Origin of the sequence: Roseburia sp. OF03-24 (assembly GCF_003463035.1) — a bacterium.
Lineage (GTDB): Bacteria > Bacillota > Clostridia > Lachnospirales > Lachnospiraceae > Roseburia > Roseburia rectibacter.
This window is the reverse complement of sequence record NZ_QSCK01000030.1, coordinates 19998-36239: the sequence shown is the minus strand read 5'-3', so window position 1 is coordinate 36239 and position 16242 is coordinate 19998. Positions and strand designations below refer to the sequence as shown.

Annotated in this window: 19 protein-coding genes; 2 read left to right on the top strand and 17 right to left on the bottom strand. The window is 35.1% G+C overall.

All coding sequences use genetic code 11. The features are described 5' to 3' along the window. Window positions 1-469: 469 nt before the first annotated feature. The 17 genes from DXA60_RS14445 to DXA60_RS14365 all read right to left on the bottom strand — a co-directional run bounded on the left by DXA60_RS14445 (window position 470) and on the right by DXA60_RS14365 (window position 13998). Window positions 470-1438, bottom strand: a complete 969-nt coding sequence (locus DXA60_RS14445; protein ID WP_117922064.1) for a response regulator — start codon at window positions 1436-1438, stop codon at window positions 470-472. Beyond that, complete coding sequence (locus tag DXA60_RS14440) at window positions 1435-3750, bottom strand: sensor histidine kinase (protein WP_006858885.1); 2316 nt, start codon at window positions 3748-3750, stop codon at window positions 1435-1437. The genes DXA60_RS14445 and DXA60_RS14440 overlap by 4 nt, the downstream gene beginning before the upstream one ends. Next, window positions 3716-4951 carry a DNA cytosine methyltransferase gene (locus tag DXA60_RS14435; protein WP_117922063.1) on the bottom strand — a complete coding sequence of 412 codons (1236 nt, stop codon included), beginning with the start codon at window positions 4949-4951 and terminating at the stop codon, window positions 3716-3718. Before DXA60_RS14435 ends, DXA60_RS14440 begins: the two co-directional genes overlap by 35 nt. 18 nt (window positions 4952-4969) lie before the next feature. After that, the gene (locus DXA60_RS14430; protein WP_006858887.1) at window positions 4970-5275 is read right to left on the bottom strand and encodes a hypothetical protein; all 306 of its coding nucleotides are present in this window, start codon (window positions 5273-5275) and stop codon (window positions 4970-4972) included. 235 nt (window positions 5276-5510) lie between these two features. Beyond that, on the bottom strand, window positions 5511-6971 hold the full coding sequence (locus tag DXA60_RS14425) for a hypothetical protein (RefSeq protein ID WP_117922062.1): 1461 nt from the start codon (window positions 6969-6971) through the stop codon (window positions 5511-5513). Window positions 6972-7002: 31 nt separating this feature from the next. Beyond that, window positions 7003-7299 carry a type II toxin-antitoxin system RelE/ParE family toxin gene (locus tag DXA60_RS14420; RefSeq protein WP_117922061.1) on the bottom strand — a complete coding sequence of 99 codons (297 nt, stop codon included), beginning with the start codon at window positions 7297-7299 and terminating at the stop codon, window positions 7003-7005. 3 nt (window positions 7300-7302) lie between these two features. Continuing rightward, window positions 7303-7551, bottom strand: coding sequence for a type II toxin-antitoxin system prevent-host-death family antitoxin (locus DXA60_RS14415; protein WP_044998442.1), 249 nt, complete (start codon window positions 7549-7551; stop codon window positions 7303-7305). 228 nt (window positions 7552-7779) lie between these two features. After that, on the bottom strand, window positions 7780-8166 hold the full coding sequence (locus DXA60_RS14410; protein ID WP_006855282.1) for a winged helix-turn-helix domain-containing protein: 387 nt from the start codon (window positions 8164-8166) through the stop codon (window positions 7780-7782). 99 nt (window positions 8167-8265) lie between these two features. Then, window positions 8266-9348 carry an ABC transporter permease gene (locus DXA60_RS14405; RefSeq protein WP_117922060.1) on the bottom strand — a complete coding sequence of 361 codons (1083 nt, stop codon included), beginning with the start codon at window positions 9346-9348 and terminating at the stop codon, window positions 8266-8268. Beyond that, entirely contained in the window at window positions 9335-10225 is an 891-nt protein-coding gene (locus DXA60_RS14400; RefSeq protein WP_117922059.1) for an ABC transporter ATP-binding protein, read from the bottom strand. Before DXA60_RS14400 ends, DXA60_RS14405 begins: the two co-directional genes overlap by 14 nt. Beyond that, entirely contained in the window at window positions 10213-10977 is a 765-nt protein-coding gene (locus DXA60_RS14395) for a hypothetical protein (protein WP_243006903.1), read from the bottom strand. Before DXA60_RS14395 ends, DXA60_RS14400 begins: the two co-directional genes overlap by 13 nt. Then, entirely contained in the window at window positions 10967-11497 is a 531-nt protein-coding gene (locus DXA60_RS14390) for an RNA polymerase sigma factor (RefSeq protein WP_117922057.1), read from the bottom strand. Before DXA60_RS14390 ends, DXA60_RS14395 begins: the two co-directional genes overlap by 11 nt. A gap of 262 nt (window positions 11498-11759) precedes the next feature. After that, a complete protein-coding gene (gene mobC, locus DXA60_RS14385) occupies window positions 11760-12116 on the bottom strand; it encodes a plasmid mobilization relaxosome protein MobC (protein ID WP_117922084.1) in 357 nt (118 codons plus the stop codon). 130 nt (window positions 12117-12246) lie between these two features. Beyond that, a complete protein-coding gene (locus DXA60_RS14380) occupies window positions 12247-12798 on the bottom strand; it encodes a replicative helicase loader/inhibitor (RefSeq protein WP_117922056.1) in 552 nt (183 codons plus the stop codon). Further along, complete coding sequence (locus tag DXA60_RS14375; RefSeq protein WP_117922055.1) at window positions 12791-13606, bottom strand: phage replisome organizer N-terminal domain-containing protein; 816 nt, start codon at window positions 13604-13606, stop codon at window positions 12791-12793. Before DXA60_RS14375 ends, DXA60_RS14380 begins: the two co-directional genes overlap by 8 nt. Continuing rightward, on the bottom strand, window positions 13607-13795 hold the full coding sequence (locus tag DXA60_RS14370; protein ID WP_015522461.1) for a helix-turn-helix domain-containing protein: 189 nt from the start codon (window positions 13793-13795) through the stop codon (window positions 13607-13609). Next, window positions 13795-13998, bottom strand: coding sequence for a hypothetical protein (locus DXA60_RS14365; protein ID WP_117922054.1), 204 nt, complete (start codon window positions 13996-13998; stop codon window positions 13795-13797). The genes DXA60_RS14370 and DXA60_RS14365 overlap by 1 nt, the downstream gene beginning before the upstream one ends. A gap of 139 nt (window positions 13999-14137) precedes the next feature. Between DXA60_RS14365 and DXA60_RS14360 the strand changes: the two genes are divergently transcribed. Next, the gene (locus tag DXA60_RS14360) at window positions 14138-14866 is read left to right on the top strand and encodes a helix-turn-helix domain-containing protein (protein WP_117922053.1); all 729 of its coding nucleotides are present in this window, start codon (window positions 14138-14140) and stop codon (window positions 14864-14866) included. Between the two features lie 2 nt (window positions 14867-14868). After that, a complete protein-coding gene (locus DXA60_RS14355) occupies window positions 14869-15930 on the top strand; it encodes a tyrosine-type recombinase/integrase (protein WP_117922052.1) in 1062 nt (353 codons plus the stop codon). Window positions 15931-16242: the final 312 nt, after the last annotated feature.

The following is a 16242-nucleotide window of genomic DNA, read 5'->3' as shown; positions in this document are numbered from 1 at the left end:
CCTGCCAGCCTACGAACTGGCTAAAATGTCAGATTTTTAAGGTGTCAGCGCACCCAGACAGATTTATCTGTCTGGGTACTATTATTATATGAACACCGTCTTTTTATGTCAAACAAAGCAAATTCTTTTCTGAAAATTTTGTGCATAATTACAACATCTGCACTAGCTACCCCTAATACAAATAAAACCCCCGTATACTACCGTTTCCAGCAATATACGGGGACATTTCTCAATCGTTATTTAGCTGTAATCGGGACTTATCTGCTAATTGATTAGCAAACACCCTGAGCTAACATGGCATCTTCTAAGATGTCCGCAGATTTATCGGGGTTTTGAGGTCGGTTGTATATCACGTGTATCGAGTGATTGTCTGACAATTTCGATGAATGAATATTTATACTATATATCAACTCACATTCACGGCATTTCTTCATTGCCTGTATCAATTATATACTTCTCTAAAAATATCTCAGATTTGATTAAATGAGTTTTCCACAAGATTAATTACTTGTTGATATTCATTTAGACTTGCTCTCATTTGTCTAAATAAGTCTTCAGTAAAAATAAGTGGAGTTTTATCTATCTCACCAATAAAAACTTCTCTATCTGCATGCTCATTACTACGCATTGCATGTCCCAATGCATTTCTATACTTAATAATTTCATTATAATATACTTCTGCAAATTTGTTATATTTTTTGTCTATTACCAAGCCATACTCATCAACTAAAATTTTTATTACCCTTCCAACCAAGCGAGCCTTTTTATATGAATCCAAAAAATAGTCTGGTGCACTAATAATCGCCTTTAATGCTTCTGGATTACTTTCAATTTCATCTATCTTTCTTATATACTCGTTTTTTGCTGGCACTATGAGTTTATTTTTGGTATATTCATTCAAACTCTTAATTTGAGCCTGTGAAAACTTATTAGCTGTAAGAACTAGTATATTTTGCATTTGATTTTCAAAACCACTAACATTATCCAATACCACTCCTCGCAAATTGACAATATCCTGCATTCGTCTAACCACTTTGTCTACTACTTTTTGTAGCTTAGGAAATAATTCTTCCCTTTTTCTATCCGAAAAATAAATCCCATCAACAGGTTCAATATTCATTCCTTTTTCATCAATATTATAAAGCGCCTTAACCATTTTATTATAATTGCCAGAATAGAATACTACATCTGTATAAATATCAAATTGACGCAATTTCTTTATTAATATATTACCCATGGTTCCCCTAAGTTCATAATCCATAAGAATTAAATCATACTCTTTTTTTAATTCTTCTTCAGCATCTCCCTCGTCACCTTTTTTCCAAGTAATAATGGGTACAAGATTATGACTTTCTATTATCTTTTTCATACTTCTTTCTGAAGAAGGTCTCCAACCCATTTCGTCTTCAAACCATAAAACTTTAAAGTTTACATTCATCTTTTGATCCTCACTATTAATTCAAAGCCTACTTGACATTGTTGATTTATCTCAACATGTCCATTCATGTCTTCAACCAGTAATTTAACATGATTTAGTCCAATTCCATTTCCTCCTTGCACTTTGGTAGTTGTCATTCCCAAATCAAAAATCGAATAAGGGTCTTCTATCAATGGATCCAAACCTCTACCATTGTCAGAAAAATTAATACAGATGCCATTCTCTTCATTGGAAAACTTAATATGCAATATAGATGCAGCGGCCTTTTTTGCATTACTTACAATATTATCAACAATTATACCTACAGACGAAACATCAAATATGCACAAATATTTTTCGTTCGTATCTGAATCAAATTGTATATCTATGCCCTTATATTTTGACATTCCTACATACTGAATGATAAAATCTCTAATATCATTTTCTTCTTCTGTTGACTTTAAATTAAAATTGCCCTTAATAGCATATTCTGAGACCTTATTAATTTTCTGTATATTAATCATAATCTCCGATATATACTGTTGCACTTCTTCATCATCTGCATGCTTTCTGCGGAGAGCATCCATTAAGTCAAGCATACTTCCCTTTGCCCCTTCAGAATATGTTAAACTTAAATGCATCCCACTCAATAAAAATTTCTCGTTCTTATTCACAGCCTGCTCTAAAAAATAATTTTGCTGTTTTCTCAAATTTATTTCTTTATGTGCGGCTTCCAACTTATCTTGTGTATTCTCTAATTCAACGTCTGTTTCTCTTTTTTGTTGTAATATTTTATATGTATCACGCTTTACTTTATCTGCCAACTCTGACAACACTTCATTTTCTGTTTTGTTCGCAATGCTAATAAGCTTCTGTACAGAAGCTTCTATACCGTCAGACTTCTTTTCATTCATCTTCTCTATAAGAGATTTATTATACTCAAATGAAATCAATTCTTTTCTTTTAGCACTACTATAACCAGCAAATTGTTCTAGGATCTTATCTCCTACATCTCTGGGTAAGAGTCCCTGCTCTACCCCTTGTTCATAATCTTTTTTTTCTGGGTCTCCCCAATCTATTACATCAACAACATACTTTTCCAATGTTCTAAGAACTCTTCTTGTAAAAAAGTCATAAAATTTATTCACGGTATCATTTAGGACAAAACCACCATCCCGACTTGTGGTTTCCATAAACTCGTCATTTTCACCTAATATCAATATTCTTCCTATAATATCTCGTGTTCCTAGGTAACGATTTCGTCCCTGGCTTTTTCTCCTATCTATATAAAACAAATCTTCTCCCGGTTCACCATAAGGGTATATTCTAAAACCATTCTTATATACCATTACAGACCCATAGTTAACAGGAGTTATTCCCATAACAAGCGAAAAATTATATTTTGCACTTCTGTTTAGATAAAGTAATTTAAACTTGATATTTTTTAATTCAATATATTTATAATTTTTTTCCTCAAACTTGAAAATGAACTCTCCTCTATCCCATAGTTCAGTTTTTATAGTCTGGCCATCTTCCGAAATTTCCACTTCTATATTAGTTGTTTTTAATCCTAATTTTTCAATGATATCATTTTTTATTTTTCCATTTACCTTTTCATTATCTCTCTTCACTCCACGATCTGCGTTCAATTCGCTTGCGACGCTTAAATAAATTTCAAATATATCATCAGCCAAATCATTTTCAGGATTAATTAATTTCATTAATGCCCGTTTTAATGCAAGAAAATCTGCTCTCTTCCATGGTTCTCTCAATTCGCAAATTTCAAGCACCGTTCCCTGCTCAAATCCATCTGATTGTTCCGTAAAATAAGGAACCTTTACTTCCTTTATTTCACGTTCATCATTAATTTCAAATTTACTCCAATCTATACATAAACAATTAATATTTTCATCGTCTTTTGTTTTTGATTTTAAATTTACCTTTGCTCCCAAACGGTCACACGAAAATCTTCCTACCCCTTTTGCTCCCGCTGTCTCCCTTTTAAAATGTTCTCTATAATCTTTTTTGTCTGTATTTTTATTTAAAACCTCTTTTCTATTTTCTTTCTTTTTTTCTGAATAGGCAATAAAAAGCCATTTATCCCTTATGTCAGGCAAATCCATTCCTTTACCATCATCTTTAATGATCAGCTTAGAATTTAATGTATTTACATTTTCAAATATAATATCTACTCGCTTAGCCCCTGCATCATATGCATTCTTTACCAGTTCAAATACTGCTATGTATTTATCATTTATTAAATCTTTACCAATAATGCTTTTTAAAGCTGTACTAACTCTAAATTGTAGATTTTTCCGATTCTGTAATTCCATTTTTCATCATCTCCATTAAAGCATTTCCTATTTGTTCTGCAAATAAAGGTGGAACGGCATTTCCAACTTGTGTACAACGAGGTACTTCTATTTTTCTTAACTGACCACCCGTAGTATATTTTCCTTTAAATTGAAAGCTATCTGGGAAACTTTGTATTCGCGCCGATTCTCGCACAGTCAATATTCTAGGTTCACAATAATGAACAAAATCATCCGGATGCGCTGTAACAGTTGGTGCCGCTTTACTTTCATCTAAAACCGTAACCCCCCGTTTTCTTAAGTTTTTAATCAAATTATCTTTTGGAGTTACCCGCTTTAACTTGGGACACTTTTGTAGCATTTCCTCATTCATCCGCTTAGTTTCTTCAGAATGTTTAGCAAATCTATGACTATCTGCTACGCATCCTTCCATATTATCCAAGCCTTTTCTCATCAGTTTTTGATAATTACTTTGTATCTCTCCATAAACGCCAGACACATAATTCTTAAAATCCGGCGTCGGTAATGTTCCATTTTCTTTTAACAAATCCCCAATGGCCTCTCCCACTGATACCTTTTCATTTAGCCCCTTCTTTTTCAAAAAATCATTTTTTCTCTTATAAAGTATATCAAAAAACATTTCTGGTTTTCCTTGTAAAACACCAACCATAATATAACGCTTTCTGGTCTGCGGTACTCCAAATTCCGAGATATCTATCATTTTACCCTCTACACTATATCCCAGTTTTCCCAATTTTCCCTTCAAAATCACTGAGTAAGGAACACCCTTTTTTTCATTTTCGTCTTTGAAACCAATTGTAAATCCCTGAACATTTTCAAAAACTAAAAATTTAGGTTTCACAATACTTATAAATTCTATATATGAATCGCTCAGTGTGTTTCGAATATCATTCTTCTTACGCTGTCCCGCCATAGAGAAGCCTTGGCATGGTGGTCCTCCAACAACCAAAGTAACAGTTCCGGCAAGTTTTTCCAACTCACTTCTGTATTTACTAATTACCTCATTTATATCGTGTTCTGTTTGTGGTAGCCATTCATTCCAACCAAAATGTTGCGTTGTATCAATCAAATTATATTTCAATGTTTCAAAGGCATCTTTACTTTTTTCAATAGCAAATAGGCCTTTCCATCCTGCATTATGCAATCCAAGAGAAAGACCTCCACAACCAGCAAATATATCAATATAACTAAATTGACTCATCCTCAGTACCCACCATCCTCATTTTAATATTCCAACATACTGTGCATACAAACACATATTTGAATAAACTACTATAGGAACCTCTGTTGATAATATCAGCACGCAATTCCATTTACCTAAATTAACCACTCGCATTTTATCCAAATAGGGAAATAACCATTTTTGGTTCCCTTTAAAATCACTTAAAAATAAATTCAATTCAATATTCGTCAAACGAATCTTATCAATTATCTCTATCTCCATCGTTTTTTTATCATGACAATTTTTTAGAAAAACTTGCAATTCATTATAATTACGGACATTCGACGTCATATATGCATACATCTCTTTAACTCCTTTTCATATACATTATAGTATATCCATAATTATAGAATTCTTTCCAACTTATAATGCACTCCAAATAACTCATAGATAAAAAAATTCAATAGCTTAATATATTCTCTAATATTGGCAATATTCCTTATATATACATCATTATACCTCTATTTCTATATAGCATTCAACAAGTATTTCAAGCTGTTCCTTATACTAAACTTAGTTCAATCTCTCATCCCACTCTTTATTGTCTAATCAACACGCAGACATGATACAAAACAGTATCACAACCATTTCTATTATGTACAGTTTTCATTACTCGAATATCTGAGTATGGAAAATTCTCAACCCTAAAACTATCATCAGCTGAAAGTAACGGATAAAGATACTGATGTTCTTTTATGTACTTGAAATATTTCTCACAAAACTTACTAAAATTGGATACACTAACATATGACAATATTATGTTAAACATATTTCCAACAGTATCGTATCTGTAGATTTTGTCTATATGCCTATCCAAGTAATGGGTATTAAGACTATCCAAATTTAATGCTTCGATTATAGTTACAGGCGAACCATCTTCTTCAATTAAAATATCAACTTCTCCAGCACATTTTTCAGTAGACGATATTCCTCTTCTGGTTTGATCTATCACATCATACTTCGCCATTTTTAGTAAATCTCTTACAAAGTCATTTCTTTGATTTTCTGATATTGCAAAATATGTAGAATTTGACTGCAATTTGACACATGCTGACAATAAATCATGTAATATTGTTACTTTACTATTCTCTCTTCTTTCTCTTCCCCTTTCCTTTATTACATTTTCTAAATTATCCCATATTGAATTAAATTCATTTTCAATGTTCCGTTCTTTCTTTTTCAACTCCAGATAATGCTTTTTATTAGCATCATCCTTTTCAAAGGAACTAAAATATTGTCTTTTCCATTGTCCAATCCTCTTCAAATCCTTTTTTATTCTAGAGTCGAAAATGTCATCTTTAACTTCCTTATACGATTGCACCTCCCGAAGTACCTTTCGAATAGCTACACATTGTTTTGAATTTTCCTTCTCTGCCTCGTTTTCCAGCTTCTCATATAAACAATAATATTCCTCAATTTTTCTATACTTTTCTAATTGCCCTTCAATATTTACACACTTTTTTCTATATTCCGCTATCTCCTCAACCATAGCCTTTATCATCACATAAATATCCGTACTTTGTCCTACAGGTATTACCTTATATCTATTTCCAATTAAGTCATACAAAAACAAACACGGAATTTCTTTCTCCAATATATTATAATTCATAGCAAATTCTGTAATTGTCTGTGAATGTCTTTGTTTCCAATCAATTTTATTATAGCCACCATATTGAAATTCAAATGAACCGTTATTATCCTCTACACCCCTTCCATTCAACAACTCGATAAATGGACACATTACTCCTTCATAGGGTTCTTTCTCTGGTATATGAAAAAAAGATGCTCTTTTTCTAGCTTTAGGTGTTGAAAATACGAATAAAATCTTATCACCTGTTAAATCATTCAACGATGCCCAATCTTTTTCTAATTTTTCATAAAGATCTTGTGCATCAGAATACCTTGCAATTAAGGATATAATCAAGAAATATCCTTTTCTTTTTGCTTTCAGAATACATCTTTGAAAATATTCACTTAACCCTATATACGTAACTTGCATAAGCTGTTCCCTTTATCATTTTAACTCTTATCTAAAATATCTTCGTAATATCCTGATACCGATTCACAACCCGATAAACCCCCACATACTCTTTTCCAATCTTATCCAGCACAACATAATTCCCGCAAATCACATATTTATAATCCGTCCGGAAGCTGACCCTCTTAGCAAGATCAGCTCTCATATACGGAAATTGCTGTATATTCTCAATTCGAGCATATATCTCCTGAATGGTCTTTACTGCCATTTCTTCATTGTCTTCCGCAATATACTCTTTAATGTTCTTCAAGTCCTCTGCCACAATAGGGTTAATCCGCAATTTCATCATAGGCTATACCCCGACAGATTTCTTCAGTTCATCCAAACTCATCCAGGCACTTTCATCCTTAACGGCTTCTTCTGCTTCCTGTAGCTTCATCAACAGCTTTTTCTCCGCCTTTTCACGCTCATAGTCCTCAATATCCATAACCACAAACTTGCCTCTGCCATTTTTCGTCAAAAACACGGGTTCTCCAACCTGACAATTTTTCAACACTTCATTATAATTTCTTAAATCTGATACAGGTAATATATTCGGCACAAAATCAACTTCCTTTCCTTGATATAGCTTCTTCATTTACATATATATTATATGCAAGAAAGCTGTAAAATTCAACGTGGAATTTTACAGCTTTCTATTTTAATATTATACCCTTATCCGTAAAATGACCGTAAAGTGAACTTTTTTACGTAATGGGGATTTAAAATCCGCATAAAGTTCTATTCTTATCAATGCATTCCACATTAGCAACACTACTAAAAACAGATATTACAAACTCTCTGCTATACCTGCACATTTTAGCTTTTCATTTAATTTATATCCAACACCCCAAACCGTCTGTATGTAGATTGGCTTGCTTGGATTATCCTCTATCTTTTCCCGTATATTGCGAATATGGCTCATAACAATGTTGTAATCACCGAAATATGGCTCTTTCCAAACGCTATTATATATCTGCTCTTTGCTGAATACTATTCCAGCATTTTGAGCCAACAACAATAAAATTTCAAATTCTGTATATGTAAGTTCAATCTCATTTCCGTCACGAACCACAATCCGCTTAAACTTGTCAATACAAAGTCCTTCAAAATGAAGTTTTTCTTTACAGAAGTCATCATGTTTCAGAACTTCTATTTCTTCATTAGCATATGACAAAAGACGATTGAAAATATGCTCTTCTCCATCCTCAAATGATAGAATTAAAATCTTCCCAAATGATCACCCCATTTCACATCCTGTACAAGCCAATTATTTTTATGCAAATTGTTTTGTCTTATAAGATACCAATCCTTTTACCAAACACCCTATGGCAAAACAAATATTTATTCCCAGTACAATATACCATATCTCATATATGTCATTTACAATTCCCGTCATGACAAGAAAAATCGGCATAGAATCTACTATAAGCCATATGATTCCCCCGAAAAACATCCTTATCAATACAGGAAGTCCCCAACATACAGCCGCAATAATTACTGCGCCAAAAGAGCTATTCTGATATGCAGAAACGCATAGTGTAATGGCGCATAACGATAAAAGCGCCTGAAAAGCTAATCCTAATAAAATGCCAAGATATTTCAAAAATAATACAGGTTGAAGCATATGTTGAGAAAGCACCATCCAGGATATATTTTCAAATCCCTTCAAACCATATATCATCCAGCATAAGACTAAATTGACTAACACAAACCACATAAAAATGAAAATAGTGAATGTAAAAGAAGCCAAAATTTTAGCATGAACATCTTTTCTTCTTCCTTCTTCCGTGCTAAAAATTAATGGCAGCATTTTCGTCTGGCTTTCATCTGCGAAGATGGTCGACACCCCGCAAATAATCAATATGCTTCCTAAAATCAATCCAAACTGAAGCATTTCAACGAATACCTTCCATCCCGTTGTATATGCCAAATAAGGTGTTTTCCCAATTTCATCATAAGCTTTTCCCAATTCTGTTTCCCACAGAAAATACCTTTCCGTTGGAAGTACACCATTTTCCCATGCACCATTGGTAAAATATCTTGTAACAAAATCATTTAAAAAGTTTCCATCTCTCCACCCTGGCATATTTTCCTCAAATTTTGTAGGTAAACCATATTTTTCAATTATTTGATTCACTTTTACATCCGTCAAATCACCTTCAAATTCTTCCGTAATCTTCCGATTCATCTGCACTGCTTCATAACCGGAATAAAACTTCCCATCTACTGTCGCTATTTCTCCACCGACCTCTGTAAACCAAAAATACAGAAGCAGCAATCCTGTCGCAGCCAACATTCCTATTTTAAATATTTTATTTTGAAATAGTTTAAAAAGCTCCATCTTATAAAGTCGCATTTTTTTCTCCCCCTGTCATTTGTGTATGATAAAGATATGCATCTTCCAGTGTACTTTCCACATTTTCTGCACCTGCAACCGGCTGTCTTTCTGAAACAATTCTTAGTTCAACATTTTCTCCACTACTTCTCATATTGCTTACAATGAAGCTACTGGTTATCTGCCCTGCTTCTTTTTCAGAAACAATACACTTCCAGACACATCCTTCTACTTTGTCAGTAATCTCTTTCTCCGTTCCTTCTTGAATCAGTTCTCCATTCTTCATAATCAAAATACGGTCTGCAATATAATCTATATCAGATACGATATGTGTAGACAGTAAAACCATCCTATTTTTTCCAAGTGAACTAATCACATTACGAAAGCGTACTCTCTCCTTTGGATCAAGCCCTGCCGTAGGTTCATCTAAAATCAAAATTTCAGGATTATTTAGAAGTGCCTGTGCAATTCCTATTCTTCGTATCATACCTCCTGAAAAAGTCTTCAGCTTTTTCTTTTTCACATTTTTTAACTCTACCATATCTAAAAGTTCGTCAATACGACTATCGGCATAATCTTCCGGTAGTGCTTTCAATGCCGCCATATATCGCAGGAAGCGTTCTGCAGTAAAATCGCCATAATATCCAAAATCCTGTGGTAAATAGCCCAATAACCTACGATACTCTGCTCCCATACTGTCTATCTCAATATTATCACAATAAATACTTCCCCCCGTTGGCTGCAAAACACCACAAATCAATCTCATTAATGTTGTTTTTCCCGCACCATTTTCTCCCAACAGTCCATACACACCATTTGTAAATGTATAATTGAATTTTCTGACTGCTTCTTTATCCTTGTATTTTTTTTGTACATCCATCAACTTTAATTCGTGCATAATACTTCTCCTTTTTCCATTTTGCTAAGCAATTTTTTTATCTGCATTACAAATAAAAGTCCCGACACAAGAAAAGCTACTGCCCATATCCAAAGAGTTGTTACAAAAAGTGCTCTCGGAATCGAACCTATTACTCCATAACTTATTGATAAAAAGATGGCACTCATGCCAAATAAAGATGAATTCTTTCCTCTTGTTTCCATTGATAAAATTCCTAATGCAGTTATACTTGATACTAGATATGGAGTTAAAATGTACAGCCCCACCTGTAATAATCCAACGCTCCAATGATAGTTCAAATAGCCAGCTATCAAAAACAATATCATAACATTTATCATACCCGACAATACCAGCCATGCAGCAACACACTGTTTTGTATTGAAATAGCAGCTTTCTCCTAACTCTGCCATTTTTCCAAAAAACAATTTATCAATCACACTAATAGACGTTATGCTAAGAATACCTGCTCCAACCATACATACAGTAATCATCCCATTTTGATTCAATCCGGTATATTGCAATGCTGTAATAAAAATAATTCCTAAACAAATAAGGACACCATAAACAGCAAAAAACAATTTATCCATGTACCAAAATTGATGAAACAAAATATTTTTTGTAGACATCATCGGCGTTCTCTGCTTTTCCATTTCCTCAATCATTGCATAATAAGTCTTTTGTTTTCTTATTTCATCAACATGAACCTGCTCATCTGCCTTTGCAAAAAGATTCTTTATTTCGCTATCTCTCATAATCATTCTCCATTAACTTTTTTAACTGATTTACACCTAATCGAAATCTTGACTTTGTAGTAGAAACACTGCACCCCATAATCTTTGCAATATCTTTAAATTTCATTTCTTCATAAATACGCAGAATAATAACTTCCCTCGTATCCTGCGAAAGTTCCTTTAATAAATTTCTCAAATAAACGGCATCCTCCGCTTCGGTCAGCATATCTTTATTATTTGGAATTTTATCAATCTCCTCCCATTCGATGGCTGTTACTTTTTCTTTCTTATCCCGGAAATAATTAAAACATATATTTCTTGCAATAGTCAGGAGATAACCTTTGAGATTATGATGTTTATAGGAAGTTCCATATTTCATAAATTTCAAAAAAGTTTCCTGAGCAATGTCGTAGGCATCATCCTCTGTTTGAACCATATATAGACAAAAGCGATAAATATCTGCATAATATCGTTCAATAATAATACCGACTGCCTCTTTATTTCCGCTATGTACTTTTTGAATCAATTCGCTGTCTTTCATAGCGTTTTCTCCAATCATAAAACGTCTTACATCTTATATAACCACTACAGAGTAAAAAAAGTTCACTATAAAATTGTTTTTTAATATTTTTTTGCCATTCATTCTCAAATACGCACAATAGCTCGCTTAATTCTACTTCCTGCAATTTATTATATAACTATTTTCCGCACCTGCGTTTATATTATATTCAAACAAATTATTTCTACCTTTTTTCTCCTCTTAGAGTAACACTTCCCACACAATCCTGCACCGGAAACTCTGGTTACCCATTATGTATCAACGGCTGCTTTTTCAACATCGCCTTCTGCGTCTTCCACACCTGTTCCATAATCGCCTTCACTTCTGCCATATCCTCTTCATAAACATTCCCGGTACTGTTAATTCTTTTTGCAATTTGATTCAAATTCCTACTAATCTTTCCAAGCGTTTCATTGTATTGCCTTAGATAAGAATAATCTACATCATAAACAAATCCAAAGAGTATTAGTGTCCGGATGTAATCCGAAGCACTCTTCCGCTTAGACAGTTCCACCTTCCTGTCCAGAATATATTTTTCATTATCACTCAAATAAATTTTCAGTTCATTTTTCCTCGTTCTATTGGCTCTAACCTTTGCCATATCGCTCCATCCTTTCAAATAATTTTAAGGGTTAGGGAATTCTCCCTAAATGATAAATTTGAGCATTTCTTCTGTAGGAGAAATCACTCATTTTATCGCCTGTGAGGGAACACAGGCAGTGCTTGCTAAGTTAGGTTTTATCCTTTTCCTGCTCTATTCCCTTTTGTCCTTTCTGTGCCAGTTCCGCCAAGCGATTCTGCACCATTTCCCATAAGTTCGGCAATGCACTTTCTACATTCACTTCTGTTCTTTTCCGCTTTTTGATTGCTTGATAGATTTCTGCAAATCTAGCTCGATCCGCAACGATATTTTCTGACAGGCAGATATTCTGAAAGCCTAGGCGCTTTACGACTTCTCTGGTAATTTCATCAAAACTTTCCATTACCGCTTTCTCCTGATACATTCCGTAATGCCCGATTGCTTTACTGACTTTCTCCCAGCCTTCACTCCAATCAGAAATCACCGGGCTAACCAACTCTGCATAAATCTCCCGCAGTTCCGCAACGGTAGGCTTGAATTTATTTGTCAGCATATATTGTTGGAGTACCTTGGATAAAATCTGATAGTCCAGATCATGTAACAAGGCGTACCACACATCCAACGCTTGTTCCGTCCCAATAAAATCTTTTCCATACATTGCCTGCATGGCTACAACCAATGTTGCAAATTCCTGTTTAGTCACCGAAAACACCTCCCGTACTTTTTATCTTTTCACGCTCCAACCATGGGCTTACATTGCTTCCGCTTACCTTTTCCTTTTTCCCTTTCAATGGAAAGAAATCCGTCCAGCCATTCTGAATTGTCTGCTTAATAATTGCCACTTGTTCTACTGGAGAATTCGATAAACTTTCCAGCTTATCAATGCAATAACCGATTGCTTTCCCCTTCACTTCCTTGCCTTTTTCTTTTCGATATTCCAGATAAGAAAAGAACATACTATTCACCACAGGATCATCAAAATAAGAAGGAATTTCCTCTATCTCTGGTTCTCCCTCTTTCTTTGGCTTCTTCTCTTCCTTTTCACTGTTCTCTATCTCTGGGTTACCAGAAATTTCTGTGGTGTTACTTTCCGTTACAGTTGCATTACATTGTAACGTTGCCTGCTCTTTTTCCTTTAGGAGCTTTTGATTCGCCCTATGATTTCTGACTCTCGATGCTGAAGCGCTCTCACTGCCAACCATGTCCTCCAAGTACAATAACTGTAACGATTGATCGTCCAAGAACACAGCCGCATGATATTGGCACAAAGCAGAAATCGTCAGTTTCACAAGTGCCGACTTTTCTCCCGTATCCAATGCTATTTCCTCATCTAAAGTCGGCAAAATATGTTGATAGTAAATAATCCCTTCTGTATTAATTGCCTTTAACAACAGTTTCAGATAAAGCAGGACGATACTGTCTCCCTCCGGCAAAGTTCGCAGCTGTTTGATGATCAGTTCCTGAAAGAAACCCACCTGCAATTTCAACCAGTAATATCGTTTTCCTGCCATTTAGCATTTCCCTCCGCTCTGAATAAACGCCTCCAGCATACTTCTGTAAATGATGTAATGATAGCGGCTCTTTCCATCTTTCTTGATGGCATATCCAATCGGCAGCCGCTCCTGTCTCATCAAAAACTGTAAGGTCACAACATCCATGTTAAGCAGCTTTGCAGCCTCTTTTGTCGTAACTCGTTCCATTAGCGTTCCTCCTCTCTATGTGTCTCCTCTTTGCCGCTTCTGACCTTCTTAATCGCCGAATTCAGCCGTTCAAGCTGTTTCCCCTTCAAGTCCTTCCTGAGCCATCTGCAAAGCGTAAATTCGGAAATCCCCATTGCTTCCGCCACTTCCCACTGCTTTACCTGATTTTGCTTCATCAGCAGTTTTACTTCATCTTTTTTCACCTGTTTCTCCTCCATATTTTTGTTGACATTGTTGCTGTTGTTGTCTATACTAATTATGTACTATATAGTACATATAAGCAATTCTGTTTCTTATATGGTACGAGCAAATATGATGTGTAAATGAAAGGAGTACATGAAAATGTTGACAAATCAAGATGGAATCCGGGAACGGATCATTCAAATCCGAAAAGAAAGGGGGTTATCACAGAACCAACTAGCAAAAGACTTTGGAATTTCCAGAACGCATTACTGCAACGTAGAGAACGGTAAGAAACCTGTAACAGAGAGCTTTCTCAAAGTACTAGCCAGCGGTTACAAGATCCCTATGGAAGCATTTATTCCTAATGAGAATGGAGATTTAATGCAATATTGCGAATGCACCAATGATTTTGTGAATGCAATCATTGATGACTATTTCAATTCCTTTGAAATACGCAAATACTACATTAACAAATATGAACAGCCTTATTACGGTGTCCTCTCCTATCTGTATGATATCGGCTATACGGTTGAATATGAACTTCTTCAAGAAGCCCATTTACAGGATTCCTTCGATACTGCAACCGGATCTGTTGATGTAAAAGAATTTGCTGAAGATGGCGTGATCCACGTCTATTCAAATGAGACTGGAAAAGACGTTGCCCAGATACCATTAACCAAACTGTCTGAACTGGAAAAAGAAGTAAAAGATTTTGTAGAATATAAGCTATCTACATACAAGGTGGCTAATCCTACCAAACGTTCTGACCTGCTTCCAAAGTCCATTTATGCTTTTGATATTCCAAATGAAATTGCAAGAGTAAAACGCTACAAGGAATATGCAGAGTATTGCCTTAAACAATTAGAACAAATGCAGAAAGAAGGTTAAATATGAAGTTACCAAACTCTTACGGCAGCGTAATCAAGCTTGGTGGCAAACGGCGAAAGCCCTACGCTGTCCGTATCTCAAAACTTGTGGAAGACGATACCGGGAAGGTCAAGCGAAAATACACCTACCTGGCTTATTTCTCCAAACCGGAAATGGCTTACACCTATCTTGCTGAATACAATAGCGGAGCCGTTGTTCCAGAGCATATGAAATACTCGGACTCGCCTACTTTCGCAGAGATGTACGAGAAATGGAAGAAATACCGAAAATCGCTTAAAAACCAGATTAGTGATTCCACATGGCGAAATTATGAGATTGCTTTTCATCATTTCAGTGAACTGCATGACCGCAAATTTATTTCCATCAGGACAAATGATCTGCAGCAATGCTTAAATGCCTACAATCACAAATCGCAGACCACGATTTCTTCCATGCGAGCTGTCCTGAAGGCTATGTATCAATACGCCAAACTGAATGAATACATAGACAGGGATTTAACAGAAGGTCTGGTTTATGAATGGACAAACTCTACGGAGCAGATACATGATAGGTATTCCGATGAAGAAATCAAAACACTCTGGTCGAAGCTATATGAAATCAACAATGTAGATATTATCCTGATTATGATTTACACTGGATTGCGACCAACTGAGCTGTTGGAAGTCCAGACGGAAAATGTCCATTTAGATGAAAAGTACATGGTAGGTGGTATGAAAACCGAAGCCGGGAAAGACAGAATTATCCCACTGAACGATAAGATTATCCCTCTCGTCAAGAACCGATACGATCCGAACAAGAAATACCTGATCAATAACAAGTTTGGAAATCATTACACCTACGGAACCTACATGAATGGCAATTTTAACACATGCATGGGAAAACTCAAAATGAAACACCTGCCCCACGATGGCAGACACACCTTTGCTTCACTCATGGACAGCGCCGGAGCAAATGACGTATGTATCAAACTGATTATGGGACACAGTATGAAAAGCGACACCACCAAGGGAACTTACACCCATAAGACATTAGAAGAACTTCTCGCAGAAGTGAACAAGATATAAATAGTAAATCAAGACTGATTGCTGGATACACTTATGATATTTCTTTTATTTAACGTCACACTCATATTCAGCTTGAATCATCTTCAAAAACACCGGATGAAATGCTTCAAAAAATCATCCAAAATCAGTAAAAACGAGTGTATACCACCTGTATATCACTTGTGTACCACGTGTATATAACGACCTCAAAATAACGTAAATTATCTTCTATTTATGAATATTCTGACAATTCTTTTGTCACTTCAGTACATAAAGAAAAGCCCCAGAAATTCAACATTTCCAGGACTTCTCAATATCCTATATTATCTTAGA